The sequence below is a fragment of the Streptomyces sp. NPDC048461 genome (genome assembly GCF_055587105.1).
In genome coordinates this window covers 203,383-225,597 of the sequence record NZ_JBVJGW010000003.1, presented here as the reverse complement: position 1 = coordinate 225,597, position 22,215 = coordinate 203,383, and the positions used below count along the sequence as shown (strand labels likewise).

At 73.5% G+C, this 22,215-nt stretch carries 22 protein-coding genes and 1 riboswitch; of the genes, 10 read left to right on the top strand and 12 right to left on the bottom strand.

Translation table 11 applies throughout. The annotated features are described in order from the left end of the window. Positions 1-114 precede the first annotated feature (114 nt). Positions 115-741 carry a DUF4126 domain-containing protein gene (locus ACZ6S8_RS06605; protein ID WP_469453099.1) on the top strand — a complete coding sequence of 209 codons (627 nt, stop codon included), beginning with the start codon at positions 115-117 and terminating at the stop codon, positions 739-741. 23 nt (positions 742-764) lie between these two features. Further along, positions 765-2,192: a phytoene desaturase family protein gene (locus ACZ6S8_RS06600; protein WP_469453097.1), complete on the top strand. Its 1,428-nt coding sequence runs from the start codon at positions 765-767 to the stop codon at positions 2,190-2,192. 76 nt (positions 2,193-2,268) lie between these two features. Here ACZ6S8_RS06600 and ACZ6S8_RS06595 read toward each other — a convergent pair whose 3' ends face one another. The 5 genes from ACZ6S8_RS06595 to ACZ6S8_RS06575 form a co-directional block, all read right to left on the bottom strand. After that, complete coding sequence (locus ACZ6S8_RS06595; protein ID WP_469453095.1) at positions 2,269-3,183, bottom strand: hypothetical protein; 915 nt, start codon at positions 3,181-3,183, stop codon at positions 2,269-2,271. Between the two features lie 50 nt (positions 3,184-3,233). Beyond that, positions 3,234-4,148, bottom strand: coding sequence for a methylenetetrahydrofolate reductase [NAD(P)H] (metF, locus tag ACZ6S8_RS06590; RefSeq protein ID WP_469453094.1), 915 nt, complete (start codon positions 4,146-4,148; stop codon positions 3,234-3,236). 78 nt (positions 4,149-4,226) lie between these two features. Next, positions 4,227-4,862, bottom strand: coding sequence for a thiamine phosphate synthase (thiE, locus tag ACZ6S8_RS06585; RefSeq protein WP_469453092.1), 636 nt, complete (start codon positions 4,860-4,862; stop codon positions 4,227-4,229). Positions 4,863-4,943: 81 nt separating this feature from the next. Continuing rightward, complete coding sequence (locus ACZ6S8_RS06580) at positions 4,944-5,309, bottom strand: Rv2175c family DNA-binding protein (protein WP_469453090.1); 366 nt, start codon at positions 5,307-5,309, stop codon at positions 4,944-4,946. A gap of 125 nt (positions 5,310-5,434) precedes the next feature. Beyond that, on the bottom strand, positions 5,435-6,655 hold the full coding sequence (locus ACZ6S8_RS06575; protein WP_469453089.1) for an NAD(P)/FAD-dependent oxidoreductase: 1,221 nt from the start codon (positions 6,653-6,655) through the stop codon (positions 5,435-5,437). Positions 6,656-6,736: 81 nt separating this feature from the next. After that, positions 6,737-6,849, top strand: a riboswitch (TPP riboswitch). Between ACZ6S8_RS06575 and thiO the strand changes: the two genes are divergently transcribed. From thiO to ACZ6S8_RS06545, 6 genes are all read left to right on the top strand, one after another. Then, positions 6,847-8,025, top strand: a complete 1,179-nt coding sequence (thiO, locus tag ACZ6S8_RS06570) for a glycine oxidase ThiO (RefSeq protein WP_469453087.1) — start codon at positions 6,847-6,849, stop codon at positions 8,023-8,025. It overlaps the preceding riboswitch by 3 nt. Then, positions 8,022-8,222: a sulfur carrier protein ThiS gene (gene thiS, locus ACZ6S8_RS06565; RefSeq protein ID WP_469453084.1), complete on the top strand. Its 201-nt coding sequence runs from the start codon at positions 8,022-8,024 to the stop codon at positions 8,220-8,222. The genes thiO and thiS overlap by 4 nt, the downstream gene beginning before the upstream one ends. A 5-nt stretch (positions 8,223-8,227) precedes the next feature. Next, positions 8,228-9,022 carry a thiazole synthase gene (locus ACZ6S8_RS06560; protein ID WP_469453082.1) on the top strand — a complete coding sequence of 265 codons (795 nt, stop codon included), beginning with the start codon at positions 8,228-8,230 and terminating at the stop codon, positions 9,020-9,022. A gap of 205 nt (positions 9,023-9,227) precedes the next feature. Further along, entirely contained in the window at positions 9,228-11,141 is a 1,914-nt protein-coding gene (gene pknB / locus ACZ6S8_RS06555; RefSeq protein WP_469453080.1) for a Stk1 family PASTA domain-containing Ser/Thr kinase, read from the top strand. A 48-nt stretch (positions 11,142-11,189) separates the two neighbouring features. Then, positions 11,190-12,047, top strand: coding sequence for a deoxyribonuclease IV (locus tag ACZ6S8_RS06550; RefSeq protein WP_383927973.1), 858 nt, complete (start codon positions 11,190-11,192; stop codon positions 12,045-12,047). An 89-nt stretch (positions 12,048-12,136) separates the two neighbouring features. Next, the gene (locus tag ACZ6S8_RS06545; RefSeq protein ID WP_469453078.1) at positions 12,137-12,652 is read left to right on the top strand and encodes a DUF4396 domain-containing protein; all 516 of its coding nucleotides are present in this window, start codon (positions 12,137-12,139) and stop codon (positions 12,650-12,652) included. 12 nt (positions 12,653-12,664) lie between these two features. Here ACZ6S8_RS06545 and ACZ6S8_RS06540 read toward each other — a convergent pair whose 3' ends face one another. Further along, positions 12,665-13,297 carry a sulfite oxidase-like oxidoreductase gene (locus tag ACZ6S8_RS06540; protein WP_469453076.1) on the bottom strand — a complete coding sequence of 211 codons (633 nt, stop codon included), beginning with the start codon at positions 13,295-13,297 and terminating at the stop codon, positions 12,665-12,667. A gap of 173 nt (positions 13,298-13,470) precedes the next feature. Between ACZ6S8_RS06540 and bfr the strand changes: the two genes are divergently transcribed. Then, positions 13,471-13,947 carry a bacterioferritin gene (bfr, locus tag ACZ6S8_RS06535; protein ID WP_150257094.1) on the top strand — a complete coding sequence of 159 codons (477 nt, stop codon included), beginning with the start codon at positions 13,471-13,473 and terminating at the stop codon, positions 13,945-13,947. A 19-nt stretch (positions 13,948-13,966) separates the two neighbouring features. Here the strand turns inward: bfr and ACZ6S8_RS06530 are convergent, their stop codons facing one another. Both ACZ6S8_RS06530 and ACZ6S8_RS06525 read right to left on the bottom strand, forming a co-directional pair. Further along, entirely contained in the window at positions 13,967-14,224 is a 258-nt protein-coding gene (locus ACZ6S8_RS06530) for a (2Fe-2S)-binding protein (RefSeq protein WP_469453074.1), read from the bottom strand. 173 nt (positions 14,225-14,397) lie between these two features. After that, the gene (locus ACZ6S8_RS06525) at positions 14,398-15,762 is read right to left on the bottom strand and encodes a class II 3-deoxy-7-phosphoheptulonate synthase (RefSeq protein ID WP_469453573.1); all 1,365 of its coding nucleotides are present in this window, start codon (positions 15,760-15,762) and stop codon (positions 14,398-14,400) included. A gap of 284 nt (positions 15,763-16,046) precedes the next feature. Here ACZ6S8_RS06525 and ACZ6S8_RS06520 point away from each other — a divergent pair, with 284 nt between their 5' ends. Next, positions 16,047-17,996, top strand: a complete 1,950-nt coding sequence (locus ACZ6S8_RS06520) for an anthranilate synthase family protein (protein WP_469453072.1) — start codon at positions 16,047-16,049, stop codon at positions 17,994-17,996. A gap of 42 nt (positions 17,997-18,038) precedes the next feature. Here the strand turns inward: ACZ6S8_RS06520 and ACZ6S8_RS06515 are convergent, their stop codons facing one another. The 4 genes from ACZ6S8_RS06515 to macS all read right to left on the bottom strand — a co-directional run bounded on the left by ACZ6S8_RS06515 (position 18,039) and on the right by macS (position 22,213). Continuing rightward, positions 18,039-19,034 (bottom strand): 2-hydroxyacid dehydrogenase, encoded by a 996-nt coding sequence (locus ACZ6S8_RS06515; protein WP_469453071.1) that lies wholly within the window; start codon positions 19,032-19,034, stop codon positions 18,039-18,041. Between the two features lie 73 nt (positions 19,035-19,107). Then, entirely contained in the window at positions 19,108-20,136 is a 1,029-nt protein-coding gene (locus ACZ6S8_RS06510; protein ID WP_469453571.1) for a 6-phosphofructokinase, read from the bottom strand. 167 nt (positions 20,137-20,303) lie between these two features. Further along, the gene (locus ACZ6S8_RS06505; RefSeq protein WP_469453069.1) at positions 20,304-21,002 is read right to left on the bottom strand and encodes a response regulator; all 699 of its coding nucleotides are present in this window, start codon (positions 21,000-21,002) and stop codon (positions 20,304-20,306) included. Continuing rightward, positions 20,999-22,213 carry a MacS family sensor histidine kinase gene (macS, locus tag ACZ6S8_RS06500; RefSeq protein ID WP_469453067.1) on the bottom strand — a complete coding sequence of 405 codons (1,215 nt, stop codon included), beginning with the start codon at positions 22,211-22,213 and terminating at the stop codon, positions 20,999-21,001. Before macS ends, ACZ6S8_RS06505 begins: the two co-directional genes overlap by 4 nt. Positions 22,214-22,215 lie beyond the last annotated feature (2 nt).

Sequence of the window (22,215 nt, the reverse complement as noted above, 5' to 3'; positions counted from 1 at the left end):
CAACGAGGGTGAGGGGACGACCGCCTGCGGGCGGCCGTCCCCTCACTGTTCCGCCAGGTGCCGCCGTTCTGCGATGTGCCCGCCGGTGCCCGCTTTCTGCGGCATGATGACCCGGTGAGTGTGCTCCCCCTGGTCTTCACCAGCGGCTGGGCCAGCGGGATCAACGCCTATGCCGTGGTCCTGCTGCTCGGCATCTTCGGCGCGACCGGCCTGACCGACGAGGTCCCCGCGGCACTGCAACGCACCGACGTGCTGATCGTCGCGGCGGTGCTGTTCCTGTGCGAGGCCGTCGCCGACAAGATCCCGTACCTGGACACCGTCTGGGACGGCGCCCACACCGTGATCCGCCCGCTGGCAGGCGGCGTCGTGGGCGCGCTGCTGGCCGGACAGAGCGGTTCGCTCTCCGAGATCGCCGCCGGCACCGTCGGCGGCACCACGGCCCTGGCCAGCCATTTCGTCAAGGCCGGCACCCGGATGGCGGTCAACACCTCCCCCGAGCCGTTCAGCAACATCGCGGTGAGCACCGCCGAGGACCTCGGCGTGGCCGGCATCATCACCTTCGCCATGTTCAACCCGCAGGCCGCCGCGGTCATCGCGGCCGTCCTGCTGATCGCCGGACTGGCCATACTGTTCTTCCTCTGGACCCGCATCCGCCGCTTCCTGCGCCGCCGCGCACAGCGCCGCGAGGAGAAGCGGCTCGCCGCCGAGGTCCGTACCCACACCACCGCACCACCCGGCTGACCTCGCTCGATAGGCTCGGCCGCATGGCACGAATTGCGGTGATCGGCGCCGGGACGGGCGCGATGGCGACGGCGGCCCGGCTGGCCGTGGCGGGGCACCGGGTGACGGTGTACGAACGCGGCACCACGTACGGCGGAGCCGTCGGACGCCACGAGCGCGACGGCTTCGCCTTCGACACCGGGCCCGGCCTGCTGCACCTGCCCGCCGTCTACCGCGACCTGTTCGTGAAGACCGGCAAGCGGCCGCTGGAGAGCTGCGTCGACATGGTCCAGCTCGATCCCGCTGCCCGGCACCTGCTCCCCGCCTCAGGCATCGACGTCACCCTGCCCGGCGCCTCGCGCGGCGGCGTCGCGGCCGCCCTCGACGGGGCCTTCGGCGCCGGTGCGGGAGAGCGCTGGAACGGCGTGCTGGGCCGTGCCCGGGACACCTGGGACGCCACCCGCCGCCCGCTGCTGGAGGAACCCCTGCGCGCCGGCCCGCAGGCGCTGGGCACCGACCCGTACCCCGCCCTGCGCCGGAGCGGCCTGCTGCGCCGCCGGCCGCCGACCCTGGCCGAGGTGGCCGGGCGCGAGCTCGGCGGCGGGCTCGGCGAGCTGCTGACCGGGCTGGTGGCCTCGTACGGGGTCGATCCCGGCCGGGCGCCCGGCTCGGCGGCCGTACTGCCCTACATGGAGCAGACGTTCGGCAGCTGGTACGTCCGCGGCGGGATGCGGGCCCTGGCCACCGCCGTGTACGAGCGCTGCCGCGAGCGGAAGGTGGAGTTCGTCTTCGGGGCGGAGGTCCGCGAGGTCCTGGTGCGCGGCGGCCGGGCCGCGGGGTTGCTGCTGGCGGACGGTACCGAGGCGGCCGCCGACTCCGTGGTGTGCGCGGTCGACCCGAGGCTGCTGCCGGACGGCACCCTGCCCCGGCCGCCCGAGGGGGTACCCGCCCGCGGGGAGGGCGTGCCCAGCCGGCTGACGCTCCTGCTCGCCCTGCGCGGCGCCCGTCCCGCGGACGCGGTCCACCGCACCCTCGTGCACTCCCCCGGGATGCTCGCCACGGTCCTGCGGCCGGACGACCCGGCGACCCGGCCCGACGCGGACCACGAGGCGGTCACCGTGACCGCCGTGTGCCCGGCCGGGGGCGCGGGCGCGGGCCCCCGGCCGGAGGAACTGCTGGACCTCGCCGCGGCGGCCGTACCGGGACTGCGGGAGCGGCTGCTGTGGCAGGAGGTGCGCACCCCGGCCGACGTCGAGGTGGCGACGGGTGCGCGGGGCGGCTCGGTGCCGGCGCCCGCCCTCGCGGGGGCCGGCGGCCGGCTGCTGTACCCGGCGAACACCACGGCCGTGCCCGGGCTGTACCTCGCGGGCGGCTGGGCGCACCCCGGCGGCGGGCTGGCGCACGCCGGGATGACGGGGGCCCTGGTGGCCGGGCTGATCGTGGAGGGCGCGGAGTTCCGCGGCTCCCAGTGAGCCGGTGCCCGGCAGCGGTGACCGGCAGCCGGTGAGCCGGTGAGCCGGTGACCGGCACGCCCGCCCCGCCCGCGGATCAGTAGCGGTACTGCCCGTACTCCCCGCCGCCCTGCTGCGGATAGGGGTACTCCTGCGGCGGCTGGGGCTGCTGCTCGCCCGGGTAGGGCAGGTCCCCCGGGTCGGTGCTCCGCTGCTGCGGGACCCAGACCCCGCCGGGCGGGGTGTCCATGGAGTACTGCTGCCCCTGGTCCGGGTACGGGGCGTAGGCGTTGTAGTCGTAGGCCTGGGCCGGGGCGGCGCCGCCGGTGCCGATGTACGGGTCCGAGTAGGCGGCGTAGACCTGCTGCTGCCCGCCGGTCTGGTAGCCGCCGGAGTAGTCGTACCCGTAGCCGTCGGACTGGCCCACCGGGTCGTAGGAGGCGGCGTACTGGTGGGCGTCCTGCTCCGCGGTGGTGAACGGCGAGGCGAACGCGGCCGTCCGGTCGGCGTCGCCGGGTGAGGTGAAGCTCTGGATGCCGTAGGAACCGGTGTCCTCGGGGACCGGCTCCGGGCTGTAGACGTCCTCGTCCCCGGATCCGGAGCGCTCCCGCGCGGTCCGCTCCGCGGCCGCGTCGGCGGACCCGTCCGGGGAGCCGTCCGCGGACCCGTACTCCAGGGCGGTGACCCGGAGCGCCGGCTCGGGACGCGGACCGCCGGACCTGCGGCGCCCGCCGGACGGCCGTGCCGGTTCCGGGCGGCGCCTGCGCAGTGCCCAGCCGGCCACGAAGCCCTTGCGGAAGGAGAGCGTCACCAGGATCTGGCCCAGGGCGAACGCGGCGGCGCCCGCGCCGATGACCAGCACCGACGGCAGGGCGACTCCGGCGACCACGCCCAGGAAGCCGGTGAACGCGAGCAGGCGCCAGCGGAGCCGGGCCTTGTTCTGCATCAGGACCTCGGCAAGCAGCCACAGCGCGACGATGCCGAACGCGATGTAGAGGACCGTCATTCCCACGCATGGCCCCTCTCGGTGCGGCGGACCGCCCGGAAAACGGGGCCCGCCGATCAGGCCCGCTGGTGCAGGCCCAGGTTCTCGTAGATTTCGAGGGTCGCCGTGGAGTTGTTCAGCGTGATGAAGTGCAGCCCCGGGACACCCTCGGACAGCAGCCGCGCGCAGAACTCCGTGGCGAACTCGATGCCAATGGAGCGTACAGCGGCCGGGTCGTCCTTGACCGCGAGCATGCGCTCTTTCACGTCCGCGGGGAAGAGCGCGTTGCTCAGTTGCGGCAGCCGGTCGAGCTGCTTGATGCCCACAACAGGCATGACCTCGGGGATGATCGGGGTCTCGCAGCCCGCCTTCTCGACGCTGTCGCGCAGTCGCAGGTAGTTCTCGGGATCGAAGAACATCTGGGTGATCGCATAGTCGGCGCCCGCACGGCACTTGTCCGCGAAGTGCCGGATGTCCGTGTCCCAGTCGGTCGAGCGCGGGTGCATCTCGGGGAAGGCGGCGACGCCGACGCAGAAGTCGCCCGACTCCTTGACCAGCCGGACCAGGTCGGCGGCGTAGTGCACGCCCTCGGGGTGCGCCACCCACTCGCCCATGGGGTCGCCCGGCGGGTCTCCGCGCACGACCAGCATGTTCCGGATGCCCGCGTCTGCGAACTGCCCGATGACGTTGCGCAGCTCGGCCACCGAGTGGTCGACGGCGGTGAGGTGGGCGACCGGGGTCAGGGTGGTGTCGGCGGCGATCTGCTGGGTGGCGCGGACGGTGCCGCCCCGGGTGGAGCCGCCGGCCCCGTACGTGACGGAGACGAAGCTCGGACCGACCGCCTCGACCCGGCGCAGCGCGTTCCAGAGGTTGCGCTCGCCCTTCTCCGTCTTCGGGGCCCAGAACTCGAAGGAGTACGAGCGCCCGGACGCGATGAGGTCGCGGACCGTGTGTGCGCGGTCCGACCAGGTGGAAGCGGTACCAGAGGCCATACCCGCAGGTTAGACGCGCTGCGGCGCACTCCGAAGCGGTGTCCGTCTTTTGGACATGTTTTTGGACAGTCCGGCCCGTCAGCCGAGGCGGGCGCGGACCCGTTCCGCGAGCTCGGCGGCGGCCGCGCCGGGGTCGGAGGCCTCGGTGAGGGCGCGCACGACGACCACGCGGGTGGCGCCGGCGTCGAGCACCTCGTCCAGATTCGTGCGGTCGATGCCGCCGATGGCGAACCAGGGCCGGTCCTGTTCCAGGGAGGCCGCGTACCGGACGAGCCCGAGGCCGGGGGCGAACCGGCCGGGCTTGGTGGGGGTGGGCCAGCAGGGGCCGGTGCAGAAGTAGTCCACGCCGGGCTCGGCGGCGGCCGCGTCCACCTCGGACTCGGCGTGGCAGGAGCGGCCGATGAGCACCCCGCCGCCGAGGACGGCGCGGGCCGCGGGTACGGGGATGTCGCCCTGGCCGAGGTGCAGGACGTCGGAGCCGATGGCGTGCGCGACGTCGGCGCGGTCGTTGACGGCGAGGAGCTTGCCGTGCCGGCGCGCGGCCTCGGCGAACACCCGGAGGTGGTCGAGTTCCTCGCCGGCCTCCATGCCCTTGTCCCGGAGCTGGACGATGTCCACGCCCCCGGCCAGCACGGCGTCGAGGAACTCCGGGAGGTCACCCTGGCGCTTGCGGGCGTCCGTGCACAGGTAGAGCCGGGCGTCGGACAGCTGCATGGGTGTACCCCCCGTGATGGAAGCGGCGTACGGGCGGCCTCGCGGGGCCCGTACGCCGCGGTGGAGCGGATGCGGTTCAGGTCAGAGGGCGAGCGCCTGAGCGCGGCGCTTCACCTCCGTGCCGCGATTCTCGCTCAGCGCCTGCACGGGGGTGCCGGGCAGGGTCGGGTCCTCGGTGAAGAGCCACTCCAGGATCTCCTCCTCGGAGAAGCGGTCGTCGCGCAGCACGGTCAGGAGGCCCACGAGGCCCTTGACGACCTTGTCGCCGTCGATGAAGGGGGCCGGCACCTGCAGGGAGCGGTTCTCGCCCCGGCGCACGGCGATCAGCTGCCCTTCCTTGACCAGCTGGCGGACCCGGGTCACCTCGATGTCGAGCTTCTCCGCGATGTCGGGGAGGTACAGCCAGGCGGGGACAAGGGCATCGATCTTTGCGTCAATCTCGGTCACGGGTACAAGCCTGCCACCTCGGACTGGCGGCCGGTACCCGAGCGGCCCCGTACGGGTACCGGCGCCGCCCGCCAGGGGCGTGCGGGCCGGGCGCCGCACGGTGGGAACGAGTTCGACGACGCCCCCTAGCGGGCCGTCGACTTCAGCGGGACGGCCGGATCGGCGACCCGGTCGGGGTCGAGCACGGTCCCCGACTCGATGAGCCTGCGGCCCTGCGCGAGGTCGCGCGGGCGGCCCACGGCCAGGACGGCCACCAGGGCGCCGTCGCGCAGCCAGCACACCGACCAGGCGGGTGCGGCCGGGTCGCCGCGCCAGAGCAGCGTGTCGGCGCCGCCGTGGTGGCCCGCGTACTGGACGAACCGTCCGAACTGCTCCGACCAGAAGTACGGGACCGGGTCGTAGGCCTGGACCGGCGCCCCCGCCAGGACGTTCGCCGCGACGGCCCGGGGGCCCTGGAGGGCGTTGTCCCAGTGGTGGACGAGGAGGCGGGTGCCGTAGCGGGCGGAGGGGAAGGAGGCGCAGTCGCCGACCGCGTGGACCCCGGGCAGGGAGGTGCGCAGGTGGGCGTCGGCGGTGACCGAGCCGTCGGGACCCAGGGCGACGCCGCTCCCGGCCAGCCACCCGGTGGCCGGGCGGGCGCCGATGCCCACGACCACCGCGCCGGCCGGCAGGCGGCGGCCGTCCGCCAGCAGGACCCGGCCGTCCTCGATGCCGGCGACGCGGGCGCCGGTGAGGAGCTCGGCGCCCGCCTCCTCGTACCAGCGGGCCATCGGTGCGGCGACCTCGGCGGGCAGGGCTCCGGCCAGGACCCGGTCCGCCGCCTCGACCACGGTCACCGCGCATCCGGCCGCGCGGGCGGCGGTGGCGAACTCGGCGCCGATCCAGCCGGCCCCGACGACGACAGCCCGGTCGGCGGCGGCCAGGACGGGCCGCAGCCGCGCGGCGTCGTCGAGGGTGCGCAGCAGGTGCACGCCGGGGACGCCCTCGGTGCCGGGCAGCGTCAGCGGTACGGCGCCGGTCGCCAGCACGAGGGTGTCGTACGGGACGGGGCCCGTTCCGGTGTCCAGTTCGCGGTCGGCGGCCCGCAGCCCGGTGACCTCGGTGCCGAGCACGAGCCGGATGCCGAGCCCTTCGAAGTCGACGTCGAAGGCGGAGTCCTCGGCCTTGCCGAGCAGGACCGCTTTGGACAGCGGGGGGCGGTCGTAGGGCTGGTGGGGCTCGGCTCCCAGCAGGGTCACGGGGCCGGTGAAGCCCTGCTCGCGCAGGGCGACCGCGGTCTGCACGCCGGCCATTCCGGCGCCCACGATGACGACGCCGCTCTGTGTCTGTTCCGTCTGCTCGCTCACGCGGCCAGCCTAATCTTCTGACGGCCCATCAGGAACAGGTGCCGCCTTACCCGCCGTCCGGCCCGGGGTTAGTCTGGCAGGCGTACCTATCGCGGGAGTCCGGGCGCACCGGGCTGAGAGGGAGGCTGGGCGGCCTCCGACCGTACGAACCTGATCCGGGTCATGCCGGCGAAGGGAGGGGCTGGACGCCCATGCACTCATCTCGAACGTCCCGGAAGGGATCCGACGTCCTCGTCATCGGGGGCGGCGTCATCGGACTCGTCACGGCCTGGCGGGCGGCCCGCCGCGGCCTCGCCACCGTGCTCGCCGACCCGGAGCCCGGTGGCGGCGCCGCCCAGGTCGCGGCGGGCATGCTGGCCCCCGTCACCGAGCTGCACTACGGCGAGGAGGCGCTGCTGGGCCTCGGGCTCGCCTCCGCCGCCCGCTATCCGCAGTTCGCGGCCGAACTGGCCGAGGCGAGCGGCGGCCTGGACATCGGCTACCGGGCCTGCGGCACCCTAGCCGTCGCGCTCGACTCCGACGACCGGCTCCACCTGCGCGAACTGCACGCCCTGCAGCGGCGCTGCGGCCTGGAGTCGGAGTGGCTCACCGGTCGCGAGTGCCGCCGCCTGGAGCCGATGCTGGCTCCCGGCGTACGCGGCGGCCTGCGCGTGGACGGCGACCACCAGGTCGATCCGCGCCGGCTGGCGGCCGCCCTGCTGGCCGCCTGCGAGCGGGCCGGGGTGAGCGTCCACCGGGCGCGGGCCGCGCGGCTGCTGGTCGGCGCCGACCGGGCGACGGGCGCCGTGCTCGACGACGGTACGGAGCTCCTCGCCGACCAGGTGGTCCTGGCGGCGGGCTCGTTCAGCGGCCGGCTGGAGGGCGTGCCGGCGGAGGTGACCGCCCCCGTACGGCCCGTCAAGGGCCAGGTGCTGCGGCTGACGGTGCCCGCGGCGTACGGGGCGTTCCTGTCCCGGACCGTACGGGCGGTCGTCCGCGGCAGCCACGTCTACCTCGTGCCGCGCGAGAACGGCGAGCTGGTCGTCGGCGCCACCAGCGAGGAACTGGGCTGGGACACCACCGTCACCGCCGGCGGGGTCTACGAGCTCCTGCGCGACGCCCACGAGCTGGTGCCCGGCATCACCGAGCTGCCGCTCACCGAGACCCGCGCGGGGCTGCGGCCCGGTTCCCCGGACAACGCCCCACTGCTCGGCCCCACCGACCTGCCGGGGCTGCACCTGGCCACCGGGCACTACCGCAACGGGGTGCTGCTGACCCCCCTCACCGGCGACGTGATGGCGGAGCTGCTGGCCACGGGCGAACTGCCCCCGGTCGCGCGCCCCTTCAGTCCGCGCCGGTTCTCCACCGCACGTCAGGAGTCGTACGCATGACCATCTCCGTCAACGGCGAGCCGCGCGAGGTCGCGGCCGGCACCACCCTCGACGCGGTGGTCGCCATCCTGACGGCCGCCCGTTCCGGGGTGGCGGCCGCGCTCAACGAGACCGTGGTCCCGCGCGGGCAGTGGACGGCCACCCCGGTGGGCGACGGCGACCGGGTCGAGATCCTCACCGCGGTCCAGGGGGGTTGACCGGCATGGCTGACGACCTGTTCTTCCTCGGCGGCCGGACCTTCTCCTCCCGCCTGATCATGGGCACGGGCGGTGCCCCGAGCCTGGACGTCCTGGAACGCGCGCTCGTCGCGTCCGGCACCGAACTCACGACGGTGGCGATGCGCCGCCTCGACCCGACCGTGCAGGGCTCCGTCCTGTCGGTGCTGGCGCGGCTCGGCATCGCGGTACTGCCGAACACGGCGGGCTGCTTCACCGCGGGCGAGGCCGTGCTGACGGCCCGGCTGGCCCGCGAGGCGCTCGGCACGGACTGGATCAAGCTGGAGGTGGTGGCGGACGAACGGACGCTGCTGCCCGACGGGATCGAGCTGCTGGACGCCGCGGAGATCCTGGTCGACGAGGGCTTCACAGTCCTTCCGTACACGAACGACGACCCGGTGCTGGCACGGAAGCTGGAGGACGCGGGCTGCGCGGCGATCATGCCGCTGGGCTCCCCCATCGGTTCCGGCATGGGCATCCGCAACCCGCACAACTTCGAGCTGATCACCGAGCGGGCCGGGGTCCCGGTGATCCTGGACGCGGGCGCCGGCACGGCGTCCGACGTCGCGCTGGCGATGGAACTGGGCTGCGCGGCGGTGATGCTCGCCTCCGCCGTGACGCGGGCGCAGGAGCCGGTGCTGATGGCGGCGGCCATGCGGGACGCGGTGTCGGCGGGGCGCCTGGCCCACCGCGCGGGCCGCATCCCGCAGCGCCGCTTCGCCGAGGCCTCGTCCCCCGTGGAGGGCCGCGCGGCCCTGGACCCGGAGCGCCCGGCCTTCTGACCGGGGGCCCGTCGCGGCCGGTACGGGCGGTGCGGCCGTCCGGCCGCACCCCGGCGGGCCCGGTGACCGCCGGGCCCGCCGGGGTGCGCGGCTCCGTAGCCGTGGGCTCACACCCGGCGACGGTCCGCAGTCGGATCCGTCACAGCTGGGCTGCAAGCCGCCCCGCACGGCCCGGGCAACCGCGCGCCGCTCGTACACTCGGCGCGTGGACACGACCCTGGATGACCCTCTCGTCGGGCGCGTACTCGACGGCCGCTACCGCATCGACGCGCGCATCGCGGCCGGTGGCATGGCCACGGTCTACCGGGCCGTCGACACCCGCCTCGACCGCGTCCTCGCCCTGAAGGTGATGCACCCGCAGCTCGCCGAGGACGGTGCCTTCGTCGACCGGTTCATCCGGGAGGCGAAGTCCGTGGCGCGCCTCGCGCACCCGAACGTGGTGGCCGTCTTCGACCAGGGCACGGACGGGCCGTACGTCTACCTGGCCATGGAGTACGTCTCCGGCTGCACCCTGCGCGACGTGCTGCGCGAGCGCGGCGCGCTCCAGCCGCGGGCCGCGCTCGACATCTTCGAGCCGGTCCTCGCCGCGCTCGGCGCCGCGCACCGGGCGGGATTCGTCCACCGCGACATGAAGCCGGAGAACGTCCTGATCGGCGACGACGGCCGGGTCAAGGTCGCCGACTTCGGCCTGGTCCGCAGCGTCGACGCCGTCACCAGCACCACCGGCTCGGTCCTCGGCACCGTCTCGTACCTGGCGCCCGAGCAGATCGAGAACGGCGTCACCGACACCCGCGTGGACGTCTACGCCTGTGGTGTCGTCCTGTACGAGATGCTCACCGGCTCCAAGCCCCACACCGGCGCCACCCCCGCACAGGTGCTGTACCTGCACCTCCACGAGGACGTCCCGCCGCCCTCGGCCTCCGTGCCCGGGCTCCCCGTCGGGCTCGACGAGCTCGTCGCGCAGGCCGCCGCCCGCAATCCGGAGCTGCGGCCCTACGACGCGGTCTCCCTGCTGGGGCTGGCCCGCGAGACCCGGGCCCGGCTCGGCGACGCCGAACTGGACGCGCTGCCGCCGCAGGCCCGCGCCGAGGGCCGGTCGGCCGCCGAGGACCGCACCGGCGTGATCGCCCGCCCCGTGGACGCGCCGCGGCCCGCGGACCGCACCTCGCGGCTGGAGAGCGCGGCGCTCCCGATCGCGCCGCACCGGCCCGTACGGGGCCGGCGCCGGGGCCCGCGCCGCGGGACGCTGCTCGTCATCGCCGGGGTGCTGCTCGCGCTCGGCCTCGGCACGGGCGTCTGGTACATCAACGCGGGCCAGTTCACCCAGGTCCCCAACGTCCTCGGCAAGAGCGAGCAGCAGGCCAAGGCGCAGCTGTCGGCGGCCGGACTCGGCGTGAAGCGCGTCGACCGGAAGTTCAGCGACGCCTTCGACCGCGGGACGGTCATGAACTCCGACCCCGCCGGCGGCCGGCGCATCCGCGGCAACGGCGCGGTGACGCTCACCGTGTCCCGCGGCCCGGAGGTCGTGTCGGTGCCCAACCTGAAGGGCCGGACGCTGGAGCAGGCGAAGGCCGAGCTGACGCGGGCCGGTCTGGCCCCGGGCGTCGTCGCCCAGGCCTTCAGCCAGGACGTCGCGCAGGGCTCGGTCATCGCCTCGGACCCGGCGGGCGGCGAGCGGCGGGCCCCCGACACGGCGGTCGCACTCGTGGTCAGCAAGGGCCGCCCGGTGGAGGTGCCGGGCGTGGCCGGCCTGCCCCTCGAACAGGCGCGGACCGTCCTGGAGGGCGCCGGGCTGCGGTCGGCCGCGGCCGACGAGCAGGTCAACTCCCCCCTCCCGCCCGGTACGGTCGCCAACCAGTCGGTCGGCGCCGGCGCCCAGGCCGCGGCCGGGGACGTCGTCACCCTGACCGTCTCCAAGGGCCCCCGCCAGCTCCCGGTGCCGGACGTGACCGGCCAGAACGCGGACGCGGCCCGCCGGACCCTGGAGGGCGCGGGCTTCAAGGTGCGGGTGGAACGGCCCTTCCTCTCCTTCAGCAACACGGTGGAGCTCCAGTCGGTGCCCGCCGGCCAGAACGCCGCCGAGGGCAGCACCATCACCATCCGGACCAAGGGGCTGTAGGGGTACGTGGAGCACGTGACGCACGAGGACGGGGCGGACCGCGCCGCCCTGCGCAACCCGGTGGGCGGGCACGTCCCGGTCGCCGGCGGCCTCGCCAAGGTGGGGCTCGCCTACGCGCGCGAGATGGGCGCCGAGGCGGTGCAGGTCTTCGTCGCCAACCCGCGCGGCTGGGCCACCCCGACCGGCAACCCGGTGCAGGACGAGCGGTTCCGCGCCGCGTGCGCGGCCGGGTCGATCCCGGCGTACGTGCACGCCCCGTACCTGATCAACTTCGGTTCGCACAACGCGGCGACCGTGGAGAAGTCGGTGGAGTCGCTGCGCCACTCGCTGCGGCGCGGCCGGGAGATCGGCGCGCTCGGGGTCGTGGTGCACACCGGATCGGCCACCGGGGGCCGCCCGCGCGAGGCGGCGTACGCGCAGATCAGGGAGCACATGCTGCCGCTGCTCGACGAGCTGACGCACGAGGACGACCCGTTCCTGCTGCTGGAGTCCACGGCGGGGCAGGGCTCCTCGCTGTGCTCGACGGCCGAGGAGTTCGGCCCGTACTTCGAGGCCCTCGACCGGCACCCGATGCTGGGGATCTGCCTGGACACCTGTCACGTCTTCGCGGCCGGGCACGACCTGGCCGAGCCCGGCGGGACGAAGCTGACGCTGGACCTGCTGGTGGACACGGTGGGCGAGGGCCGGCTGAAGCTGGTGCACGCGAACGACTCGGAGGCGGCCGTCGGGGCGCACCGGGACCGGCACGCCAACATCGGCCGCGGCCACATCGGCCGGGAGGCCTTCGCGGAGCTGTTCACCCACCCCGCGATGGCGGGCGTACCGCTGATCACCGAGACGCCGGGCGGCCCGGAAGGGCATGCGGCGGACGTGGCCCTGCTGAAGGAGCTCCGCGGGTCGGGATGAGCGGCGCACCTCCGCGAGGAATACCCCAGGGGGGTATACGGTTGTGTCCGTCGGCAGAACCGCGAGCGGACATTCCCCAGGGGGTCGTCATGGAGCAGTCGCACGCGCACCACGAACACGGGCACGACCACGGGAACGGGCACGACCACGGGAACGGCGCCGGCGGACCGGTCAGCTGGGGCGAAGCCGCCCGGGCCACCCTCCACTGCCTCACCGGCTGCGCCATCGGCGAGGTCCTCGGCATGGTCATCGGCACCGCACTCGGATGGGGGAACGTCCCGACGATGGTCCTCGCGATCGTCCTCGCGTTCTTCTTCGGCTACGCGCTCACCCTGCGCGGGGTCCTCGCGGCGGGCGTGGGCCTGCGTACGGCCGTCCGGGTGGCGCTGGCCGCGGACACCCTGTCGATCGCCGTCATGGAGCTGATCGACAACGGCGTGATCGCGCTGTGGCCCGGCGCGATGGACGCCCACCTCACGGAGCCCGTGTTCTGGACCGTCCTGGCGATCGCCCTGGCCGCCGCGTTCGTGATCACGACTCCGGTCAACAAGTGGATGATCGGCCGCGGCAAGGGCCACGCGGTCGTCCACCGCTACCACCACTGAGGGCGGGCCCCGCTACAGCTCGGGGCCGTCCCCCGGCTCCTCCTGGTACGAGTAGCGCTGCTCGCGCCAGGGGTCGCCGATGTTGTGGTAGCCCCGCTCCTCCCAGAAGCCCCGCCGGTCGGCGGTCATGTACTCGATGCCGCGGACCCACTTGGGGCCCTTCCAGGCGTACAGGTGCGGAACCACCAGCCTCAGCGGGAACCCGTGCTCGGCGGTGAGGAGTTCACCGCCCTGGTGGGTGGCGAAGACGGTCCGGTCGGAGGCGAAGTCGGCCAGCCGCATGTTGGAGCTGAAGCCGTACTCGGCCCACACCATCACGTGCGTGACCTGCGGCGCCGGGGGCGCCAGATCGAGGATCGTCCGGGTCAGCACACCGCCCCATTCGGCGCCCAGCATGCTGAACTTCGTGACGCAGTGCAGGTCCGCCACGACCGAGTCGAACGGCAGGGCCGCGAACTCCTCGTGGTTCCAGCAGTGCTTGTCACCGTCGGCCGTCGCGCCGAAGACGCGGAACTCCCAGCGGTCCGGCTTGAACTTGGGTACGGGACCGTAGTGGGTGACCGGCCAGCCCCGCTGCAACCGCTGCCCCGGTGGAAGCTCCGACTGCTCTGCTCCCGGAGATTCCCCGCTTTCCGGCTGACCCATGTCTCCATGGTGACAGATTGGGCAGGGTGGTCATGACCAGGTCTGGCCCGATTCGGGCAAGTCCCGGCAACTCCCACTAAGGAGGCACTTACTGGACTGCCTCCGGCAGCGGTGCAAGGATGCGCGCACCTGCCCCGTCACATAGTTGACACTGCCTGGAAGGAGCCTCTGCGATGCAGGGCGACCCCGAGGTCCTTGAGTTTCTGAACGAGCAGCTGACCGGTGAGCTGACGGCCATCAACCAGTACTGGCTGCATTACCGCATCCAGGACAACAAGGGCTGGACCAAGCTCGCCAAGTACACGCGTGAAGAATCCATCGACGAGATGAAGCACGCGGACAAGATCACCGAGCGCATCCTGATGCTCGACGGCCTGCCGAACTACCAGCGCCTCTTCCACGTGCGCGTCGGGCAGACGATCACGGAGATGTTCCAGGCCGACCGCCAGGTCGAGGTCGAGGCGATCGACCGCCTCAAGCGCGGCATCGAGGTCATGCGCGGGAAGGGCGACATCACGTCCGCCCGCCTCTTCGAGGACATCCTGGAGGACGAGGAGCACCACATCGACTACCTCGACACCCAGCTGGAGCTCATCGAGTCCCTGGGCGAGCCGCTGTACATCGCGCAGCTCATCGAGCAGCCCAGCTGACCCGCTGCCTTACCGGATGCTAGGCGGCTTCCGCGAGGGTCGGCGCGAGCGCCGGCTCCACGTCGGCGGCGAGCACGGCCGCCGCGTTGCCCTTCTCCAGCAGGTCCCGGCGCGGGCACGCGCCGCGTCCGAGCATGCCCTGGATGGTGCGCACGCAGGAGCCGCAGTCGGTACCGGCCTTCGTGGCCGAGGCGATCTGGCGCGGGGTGCAGGCCCCGGCCGCCGCGTGGTCCTTGACCTGCTTGTCGGTGATCCCGAAGCAAGAGCAGACGTACACGCGGTTCACCTCCCTGAACGGAATGGTTCGGCGGCCATCCCCTGTTCGGTGAGGCTTACCTAACCGTACCCAAAGTTAGGCAACCCTAAAAGCCCCCGGCATGACGATGGGGCGCGGATCACATCGATCCGCGCCCCATCGTCGTACGAAATGACGTACTGATCCGCTCGGTCCTACTGGTCCCGGTACATCTCGGCGACCAGGAACGCCAGGTCCAGGGACTGGCTGCGGTTGAGCCGCGGGTCGCAGGCCGTCTCGTAGCGCTGGTGCAGGTCGTCGACGAAGATCTCGTCGCCGCCGCCCACGCACTCGGTGACGTCGTCACCGGTGAGCTCGACGTGGATGCCGCCCGGGTGGGTGCCCAGGGCCTTGTGGACCTCGAAGAAGCCCTTGACCTCGTCGAGCACGTCGTCGAAACGGCGCGTCTTGTGGCCCGAGGCCGCCTCGAAGGTGTTGCCGTGCATCGGGTCGGTGACCCAGGCGACGGTCGCGCCGGAGGCGGTGACCTTGTCGACCAGCGCGGGGAGCTTGTCGCGGACCTTGTCGGCGCCCATGCGGACGACGAACGTCAGCCGGCCCGGCTCGCGGTCCGGGTCCAGCCGGTCCACGTAGGTCAGCGCCTCGTCGACCGTCGTCGTGGGGCCGAGCTTGATGCCGATCGGGTTGGCGATCTGCGAGCAGAACTCGATGTGCGCGTGGTCCAGCTGGCGGGTGCGCTCACCGATCCAGACCATGTGGCCCGAGGTGTCGTACAGCCGGCCGGTCCGCGAGTCCGTGCGGGTCAGCGCGCCCTCGTAGGCGAGCAGCAGCGCCTCGTGCGAGGCGTAGAACTCGACGGCCTTGAACTCCGCCGGGTCGGTGCCACAGGCCTTCATGAAGTTCAGCGCGTTGTCGATCTCCCGCGCGAGCTGCTCGTAGCGCTGGCCGGACGGGGAGGACCGCACGAAGTCCTGGTTCCAGGCGTGCACCTGGCGCAGGTCGGCGTAACCACCGGTGGTGAAGGCGCGCACCAGGTTCAGCGTCGAGGCCGACGCGTGGTACATGCGCTTCAGCCGCTCGGGGTCCGGGATCCGGGCCTCTTCGGTGAAGGCGAAGCCGTTGACGGAGTCGCCGCGGTAGGTCGGCAGGGTGATGCCGTCGCGGGTCTCGGTGTCCTTGGAGCGCGGCTTGGAGTACTGGCCCGCGATGCGGCCGACCTTGACGACGGGCACGGAGGCCGCGTACGTCAGGACGGCGCTCATCTGGAGCAGCGTCTTCAGCTTGGCGCGGATGTGGTCGGCGGACACGGCGTCGAAGGCCTCTGCGCAGTCGCCGCCCTGCAGCAGGAACGCCTCGCCCTTGGCGACGGCTCCCAGACGGGCGCGCAGCTGGTCGCACTCACCCGCGAAGACGAGGGGAGGATACGACTCGAGGTCCGCGACGACAGCGCGCAGGGCCTCGGCATCGGGGTACGAAGGCTGCTGCGCCGCGGGAAGGTCTCGCCAGGTCGCCTTGGCGGCGGGGGCTTGGGGTTCAGCGTTCACGGTCACCCCGTACACATTACGGCGTCCCACGGCGCGTCCGGCCCGCCGACCACGAAGTGAGACGGATGTCCGCACACGGCGCGAGGCGGACTCTTCGCCTCCGCCGCGGGGTGGGCTAGGGTCGTCGGCATGTACGCACTCGCGAACCAGAACTGGTGGTGGCCCGCTCCCGGCGGCCCACTTCTCGCGCGTACCTGAGACGACGCGATCGACGCGAAGGCCGCCCCGAGGGGCGGCCTTCCGCGTTTCGCGGACGCGGGCCGTCCCTCTCCCGGAAACCCCCGGAAGGACACCCCGCCATGGAACCCCGCCGACCCGACCCCCGCCGACCCGACCCCGCCCGGTCCGGCCCCGGCCTGCCCGGCCCCGGCCCGTTCGACCTCGGCCGGCTGCTCAACGCGTCCGGCCCGCCCTTCGCCCTGCTCAGGCGCCGGACCCCGGGCCGCGACCACGACACCGTCGAGGTGCTCACCGGCCCGGTCCACGAGGTCGACCGCCTCGCCGACCTGCCGGTGCGCGCGCTCCCCTCCCTCGCCCTCGTCCCGTTCCGCCAGATCCGGGAGCGCGGCTTCGACGTCCGCGACGACGGCACCCCGCTGAGCGTGCTGGTCGCCGAGGAGGTCCGGGAGGTCCCCCTCGCCGAGGCCCTGGCGGCGCTGCCCGCGCACCGGGTCCGGGTGGACGACGGCGGCTTCGACGTCCCCGACGCGGCGTACGCGGCCACCGTCGAACGGGTCGTCGCGGACGAGATCGGCCGCGGGGAGGGCGCGAACTTCGTCATCCGGCGCACCTACGGGGGCCGGATCGACGGCTTCGGCCGGGCCGACGCGCTCGCGCTGTTCCGGCGGCTGCTGGAGGGCGAGCGCGGCGCGTACTGGACGTACGTCGTGCACACCGGGGAGCGCACCCTGGTCGGCGCGAGCCCCGAGGTCCACGTGCGGATGTCCGGCGGCACGGTCGTCATGAACCCGATCAGCGGCACCTACCGCCACCCGGCCGGGGGCCCGACGGCCGAGTCCCTCCTGGCCTTCCTCGGCGACCGCAAGGAGACCGAGGAGCTGTCGATGGTGGTCGACGAGGAGCTCAAGATGATGTGCACGGTCGGCGACATGGGCGGCGTCGTCGTCGGACCGCGGCTCAAGGAGATGTCCCACCTCGCGCACACCGAGTACGAGCTGCGCGGGCGCTCCTCGCTCGACGTCCGCGAGGTGCTCCGGGAGACGATGTTCGCGGCGACGGTCACCGGCTCCCCGGTGCAGAACGCCTGCCGGGTGATCGAGCGGTACGAGAGCGGCGGCCGCGGCTACTACGCCGGCGCGCTCGCCCTGCTGGGCCTCGACGGGGGCGGCGCGCAGACCCTGGACTCCCCCATCCTGATCCGCACCGCCGACATCGCCGCCGACGGCACGGTGCGGGTGCCGGTCGGGGCCACGCTGGTGCGCCACTCCGACCCGGCCGCCGAGGTGGCCGAGACGCACGCGAAGGCCGCCGGGGTGCTCGCGGCGCTCGGCGTACGGCCGCGGGCGCCGCGCCCGGACGCCGACGGGCCTCGGCTGGCCGACGACCCGCGGGTGCGGGCGGCCCTCGCCGCGCGGCGGGCGGACCTGGCGCCGTTCTGGCTGCGGATGCAGGAGCGGCCCGCCGAGCCGCGGGGCCACGCGCTGGTGGTGGACGGCGAGGACACCTTCACGGCGATGCTGGCGCACGTGCTGAGGGTGGCCGGGCTGGAGGTGACCGTACGCCGCTACGACGATCCGGGGCTGCGGTCCGCCGCCCTGGCCTGGGCCGGTCCGGTCGTGCTGGGCCCGGGGCCCGGGAACCCGGCCGATCCCGCGGATCCGAAGATGAGGATGCTGCGCGGGCTGGCCGGGGAGCTGCTGGAGGGGCACCGGGGCGGGCTGGTGGGGATCTGCCTGGGCCACGAGCTGCTGGCGGCGGAGCTGGGCCTGCCGCTGGTCCGCAAGGCGGAGCCGGCGCAGGGGGCGCAGGTCGCCGTGGACCTGTTCGGGGCCCGGGAGGTGGTCGGCTTCTACAACACCTACACGGCCCGCTGCGACGCGGAGGCGGCCGGCCGGCTGGCGGCCCGGGGCGTGGAGGTGGCCCGGGACCCGGCGACGGGCGAGGTGCACGCCCTGAGGTCGGCCGCCGGCGGTTTCGCCGGGGTCCAGTTCCACCCGGAGTCGGTCCTGACCCTGCGCGGCGCGGACCTGCTGCGCGACCTCGTGGCGGGCGTCGCCGCCGCGGCCTGAGACGCCGGTGCCGGCCGGTGCCCCGCCGCGGCGGGGCACCGGTCAGTACGGCGCGACGAGGGTGTTCTCCGAGCGGCGGCCCGCCAGGTGGTCGGCCACGTTGGCGACGGTGGTGTCGATGATCTGCCCCACCGCGTCGACCGTGTAGTACGCCTGGTGCGAGGTCACCAGGACGTGCGGGAACGTGACGAGCCGGGCGAGCGTGTCGTCCTCCACCGCCTCCAGGGACTTGTCCAGGAAGAAGACCCCCGCCTCGGCCTCGTACACGTCCAGTCCCACGCCCGTGAAGCGGCCCGCGCGCAGCTCCGTGACCAGCGCGTCGGTGTCGATCAGCCCGCCCCGGCTGGAGTTCACCAGGATCGCGTCGTCGCGCATCAGCCGCAGCGCGTCCGCGTCGATGATGTGGTGGGTGGAGTCCAGCAGCGGCACGTGCAGGCTGACCAGGTCGGAGGAGGCGAGCAGCTCCTCCTTGTCGACGTACTTCATGCCGAGCTCGACGCACGCGGGGTTGGGCGCCACGTCCCAGCCGAGCAGGTTCATCCCGAAGCCGTGCGCGATCCGGGTGAACGCCTCCCCGATCTTTCCGGTGCCGAGGACGCCCGCCGTGCGGCCGTGCAGGTCCCGGCCCATCAGCCCGTTCAGCCGGAAGTCGAAGTCCCGGGTCCGGATGGAGGCCCGGACGATCCGGCGGTTCACGGCCATCGCCAGGGTCCAGGCGAACTCGGCCACCGAGTACGGGGAGTAGTACGAGACCCGGCTCACCGTCATGCCCAGCCGGCGGGCGACGTCGAGGTCGATGTTGTTGAAGCCGGTGGACCGCTGGGCGATCTGCTTCGTCCCGCCGGCCGCCAGGGTCCGCAGCACCCGGCCGTTCAGGTCCGCGTTCACGCTGGAGGAGACGACCTCGTACCCCGCCGCGATGGGCGCGGTGTCCTCGCTGAGGAAGACGTCGAGGCAGCGGACCTCGTGCTGCCCGGCGAAGGCGCGCTCCAGGAGCGGCCTCTCGTCGGCGGTCACACCGAATGCCAGGATCTCCACGCTTGCTCCCGTACCTCGAACCATGGCCCGTTTCGTCACCTTACGACCCGTGATCCGCGGGCGCCGCCCCACGTCAGCCGAAGAAGACACCGGCCTCCCGGTACAGCGCGGGGTCGACCGTCTTCAGCTTCGCCGCGGCCTCGGCCATCGGGACCCGGACGATGTCCGTCCCCCGGAGCGCGACCATCTTGCCGAAGTCCCCGTCCCGCACCGCGTCGATCGCGTGCAGCCCGAAGCGGGTGGCGAGCCACCGGTCGAAGGCACTGGGGGTGCCGCCGCGCTGGACGTGCCCGAGCACCGTCGTACGGGCCTCCAGGCCGGTCCGCGCCTCGATCTCCTTGGCCAGCCACTCGCCCACCCCCGACAGCCGGACGTGGCCGAAGGGGTCCGTGGTGGCGTCCTTGAGGACCACGTCGCCGTCCCTGGGCATGGCGCCCTCGGCGACCACGACGACCGGCGCGCGGCTCGCCTCGAACCTGGAGGTGACCCAGGCGCAGACCTGGTCGACGTCGAAGCGCTGCTCGGGGATGAGGATGACGTTGGCGCCGCCCGCGAGCCCCGAGTGCAGGGCGATCCAGCCGGCGTGCCGTCCCATGACCTCGCAGACCATGACCCGCATGTGCGATTCGGCGGTGGTGTGCAGCCGGTCGATGGCCTCGGTCGCGATGCCGACGGCGGTGTCGAAGCCGAAGGTGTAGTCGGTTCCGGAGAGGTCGTTGTCGATGGTCTTCGGGACGCCGACGCAGGGGATGCCGTACTCGTCGTTCAGCCGGGCCGCGACCCCGAGGGTGTCCTCGCCCCCGATGGCGATGAGCGCGTCCACCTCGTACTTGGCGAGGTTGTCCTTGATGGCCCGCACGCCGTTCTCCCGCTCGAACGGGTTGGTGCGCGAGGAGCCCAGGATGGTGCCGCCGCGGGGCAGGATCCCGCGGACGGCCGGAACGTCGAGCGGCAGCGCGGTTCCGTCGACGGCTCCGCGCCAGCCGTTGCGGAAGCCGATGAACCGGTACCCGTACTCCTGGTCGCCCTTGCGGACGACGGCCCGGATCACCGCGTTGAGCCCGGGGCAGTCGCCGCCGCCGGTCAGCACTCCGACCTTCATGGGTTCTCCCTTCGCCATGGCGGTCACGCTAGTGGTGACACAGGTCACAGCAAGGGTCCTGGCGGGGTCGATTCCCGTGGAACACAGGGGCGTTGTGGCGCCCGTTCACTCGCACGGGGTCACCGGTACGCCGTACGCCACGGCGCGCGGTGCTCCGTTCGTGGCGCTCAGGCGTCGTCGAGGCCGCGCTCGATGGCGTACCGGACGAGCTCCACCCGGTTGTGCAGCTGGAGCTTGCCCAGGGTGTTCTGGACGTGGTTCTGGACCGTGCGGTGCGAGATGACGAGCCGCTCCGCGATCTGCTTGTACGAGAGCCCCTTGGCCACCAGCCGCAGCACCTCGGTCTCCCGGTCGGTCAGCCGGGGCGCCTTCGGCTCGTCGGAGGCGGTCGGTGCCGGGTCGGTGGCCAGGCGCCGGTACTCCCCGAGCACCAGGCCGGCCAGGCCCGGGGTGAAGACCGGGTCGCCGGCGGCCGTGCGGCGGACCGCGTCGATGAGCTCCTGGGCCCCGGCGGACTTCAGCAGGTAGCCGGTCGCGCCGGACTTCACCGCCTCCAGCACGTCCGCGTGCTCGCCGCTGGCCGACAGGACCAGGACCCGCAGCGCCGGGTTGGCGCCGACCAGCTCCTTGCAGACCTGCACCCCGGGCATGCCGGGCAGGTTCAGGTCGAGGACCAGCACGTCGGGCGTGGTGGCGCGGGCCCGGCGGACCGCCTCGGGTCCGTCGCCGGCCGTCGCCACCACGTCGAAGCCCGCGGCGGCGAGGTCGCGGGCGACCGCGTCCCGCCACATCGGGTGGTCGTCGACGACCATGACCCGGATCCCGTGCAGTGCGTTCGGTTCGTTCACGTCGGTGCGCTCGCTCATCTCTCGTCCGTCCTCCCCCTGGGTACTTTCAGTTCCACTTCGGTGCCCTGCCCGGGGACGGAGACCAGGTCGGCGCTGCCGCCGAGGTCGCGCAGCCGGCCCCGGATGGACAGGGCCACCCCCATCCGTCCCTCGCCCTCGGCCTGGTCGAGCCGGCCGGCCGGGATGCCCGGGCCGTCGTCCCGTACGGTCACCACCACCTCGTCGCCCCAGTCCTCGACCAGGATCCAGGCGCGGGCCCCGTCCCCCGCGTGCTTGCGCACGTTGTCGAGGGCGGCGCCGACCGCCGCGGCCAGCTCCTTCGCCGCGGGCACCGGCAGCGGCACCGGGGTGCCCGGCTCCGCGAAGCTGACCCGCGAACCGGCGTGCGGCGCCAGGAGCGTCCGCAGGTCCAGCTCGCCGCCGTCGCCCGGCTCCTCCACCTCGTACGTGTCCACCAGCGCTCCGAGCGCCCCGTCGCGGGAGACCCGCGAGGGGTGCACCAGCCCGCTGGAGACCAGGGTGCGCAGCGCGACCTCCTGCTCCCCCGCCATGCGGCCGAGGTCGGCGGCCTCGCCGCCCAGTTCGGTGCCGCGGCGCTGGACCATGGCGAGGACCTGGAGGACGCCGTCGTGGATGTCGCGGGCGAGGCGCTCCCGTTCGCGGGTCGCGGCCTCGATCTCCAGGGCTCGGGCGAGGGTGGCCTCGCTGGCCCGGGCGACCTCGACGACGTAGCCGATGGCGATGGAGGCGACCCAGACGAGCAGGACGTTGTGCAGGGTGTCGGGGGTGGGCTCGCCGCCGTGGATGACGATGTTGGCCGCGGCCACGAAGGTGGAGGCGAAGCCGGCCCAGCGCCAGCCGCCCTTGATGGCGAAGGCGAGGACGGAACCGGCCGTCCAGATGGACGGCAGGGTCGGACCGCCGTCCGCGATCCGCGCGTGGCTGTCGGCGAGCGGGGTGAGCAGGATCCCGGCGAGGGCGACGGTGAGGTCGGCGCCGAGGAAGCGCTTGGTGCAGCTGGCGGCGGTCGCCACCCGCGGGGAGGTGGCCAGCGTCCACACGGCGAGGACGCAGAGGTAGCCGATGGCGACCGCGGGACGCACGAACTGCCGGTAGGAGGTGGCGAACAGCAGGACCGCGTAGACCATGGTGAGCAGCCGGTAGGCCGTCAGGGCCCGCCACAGCGGCTGCTCGACCGACATGCGCACGACGCGCTCGCGCTTCGCCATCT

Coding starts and splice junctions, on each gene's coding strand:
- ACZ6S8_RS06540 (WP_469453076.1), bottom strand. CDS start 13,297: ATGGGTCAGCCGGAAAGCGGGGAATCTCCGGGAGCAGAGCAGTCGGAG.
- thiO (WP_469453087.1), top strand. CDS start 6,847: ATGCACTCATCTCGAACGTCCCGGAAGGGATCCGACGTCCTCGTCATC.
- macS (WP_469453067.1), bottom strand. CDS start 22,213: ATGGCGAAGCGCGAGCGCGTCGTGCGCATGTCGGTCGAGCAGCCGCTG.
- bfr (WP_150257094.1), top strand. CDS start 13,471: ATGCAGGGCGACCCCGAGGTCCTTGAGTTTCTGAACGAGCAGCTGACC.
- ACZ6S8_RS06505 (WP_469453069.1), bottom strand. CDS start 21,002: ATGAGCGAGCGCACCGACGTGAACGAACCGAACGCACTGCACGGGATC.
- metF (WP_469453094.1), bottom strand. CDS start 4,148: ATGGCCTCTGGTACCGCTTCCACCTGGTCGGACCGCGCACACACGGTC.
- ACZ6S8_RS06545 (WP_469453078.1), top strand. CDS start 12,137: ATGGAGCAGTCGCACGCGCACCACGAACACGGGCACGACCACGGGAAC.
- ACZ6S8_RS06560 (WP_469453082.1), top strand. CDS start 8,228: ATGGCTGACGACCTGTTCTTCCTCGGCGGCCGGACCTTCTCCTCCCGC.
- thiS (WP_469453084.1), top strand. CDS start 8,022: ATGACCATCTCCGTCAACGGCGAGCCGCGCGAGGTCGCGGCCGGCACC.
- ACZ6S8_RS06510 (WP_469453571.1), bottom strand. CDS start 20,136: ATGAAGGTCGGAGTGCTGACCGGCGGCGGCGACTGCCCCGGGCTCAAC.
- ACZ6S8_RS06600 (WP_469453097.1), top strand. CDS start 765: ATGGCACGAATTGCGGTGATCGGCGCCGGGACGGGCGCGATGGCGACG.
- thiE (WP_469453092.1), bottom strand. CDS start 4,862: ATGCAGCTGTCCGACGCCCGGCTCTACCTGTGCACGGACGCCCGCAAG.
- ACZ6S8_RS06520 (WP_469453072.1), top strand. CDS start 16,047: ATGGAACCCCGCCGACCCGACCCCCGCCGACCCGACCCCGCCCGGTCC.